Source organism: Mesocricetibacter intestinalis, assembly GCF_004363295.1.
GTDB classification, from domain to species: Bacteria; Pseudomonadota; Gammaproteobacteria; order Enterobacterales; family Pasteurellaceae; genus Mesocricetibacter; species Mesocricetibacter intestinalis.
The window spans coordinates 1-1,502 of the sequence record NZ_SNYQ01000016.1 but is presented as its reverse complement, the minus strand read 5'-3'; the positions used below and the strand labels follow the sequence as shown (position 1 = coordinate 1,502).

Sequence of the window (1,502 nt, the reverse complement as noted above, 5' to 3'; positions counted from 1 at the left end):
GCGAATATGGGCTGGTTGGTGTCGGCGGAAGGCAATGGTTATAAAGATGCGGTGCAAAATGCCAATGAAGTGAAATTCAAAGGTACAGGTATTGCAAATGTGAGCGGTAGTACTACGAAGGATGGTGTACGCGAAATAACCATCAATGTAGATGCACCTGAAGCTCAGGGTATTACGACAACCAACTTAACGAATACGGAAAGAGGTACGGTTGAAGGACCATTGACAGCAGCGGATAAGGTTATCTTGGAAAAAGGCGAACCGGGTGCTGATGCGTCAGATGCTGATAAGCAAGCTTATGCTGATGCGTTAGCCAATCAGACAAAAGCCGGCGATAGCTTTGCGACCGCTCAAAATGTAGCGGATGCGATTAATAACAGCGGCTTTAAACTGACGACCACAGCATCGGACGGTAACGTAACAGGCACCTCGGAAGAACTGATTAATCCGGGTGAAACCGTTGCCCTTGATGCGGGTAAAAATATCCGCTTAACTCAATCCAATAATAACGTCTCTATTGCCTTAGCCGATGATATCCAAGTGGGTAAAGACGGCAAAGACGGTGCAGACGGTGTTGACGGCAAGATCGGGGTACAGGGTAAAGACGGTGCTTCCGTTGTGCTCAACGGTAAAGACGGCTCAATCGGCTTAACCGGCCCGAGAGGTGCGGACGGTAAAGATGGTCAATCGGCCAATATTACGGTAGGCAACGGTCAAACCACGCTAGATCCGAAAGACGGCAAAGACGGTCAGGATGGCAAAGACGGCATTACCCGTATCGTGTATGAGACCACCCGTCCGGTATTGGATGAAGAGGGTAAACCGAAAACGGATGATAATGGCAATGTCATCACGGAAAACGTAACCCGTGAAGTGGCGACCATGGACGACGGTCTTATCTTTGCCGGTAATAATAACGACACGCTTAACCGCCATAAATTGAACACGCAAGTGAATATTGTGGGCGAAGGCGTGGAGAAAGAGGCTTCGGAAAGCTTCGTGAGTGCAAGCGGTAATATCAATGTGAAAGCGGACGGTAACAACACCCTGACCGTTCAGTTAAATAAAGATATTAACCTGAGCAGTAACGGTAGTCTGACTGCTGGTGATGTAAACACAACCAACTTAACCGTAGGTAATGTAACCGATAAAGACGCCCCGAAAGTAAGCTTTACGGCGGAAAATGCCACCGTCGCAACGAATAATGGTAATTCAACGCCAACGACGGCATTGAACCTAACCACTAACGGTAACCCGACACAGATTACCGGCGTGGGTTCGGTGTTGAATACAACGAACCTGTCGACATCGCCAACAGGAACCGGAAGTAGCGGCAATGCAACCCTTGTGAACTTGGGCAATTTACCGGATACCCTGTTGGAATCCGTAGCGACCGTGCGCGATTTAGCGAATATGGGCTGGTTGGTGTCGGCGGAAGGCAATGGTTATAAAGATGCGGTGCAAAATGCCAATGAAGTGAAATTCAAAGGTACAGGTATTGC

General features: G+C 48.6%; 1 pseudogene. It reads left to right on the top strand.

Going from position 1 to position 1,502, the window contains the following annotated elements:
* Positions 1–1,502 (top strand): annotated as a pseudogene (locus tag EDC45_RS10360) (hypothetical protein); the annotation flags it as partial.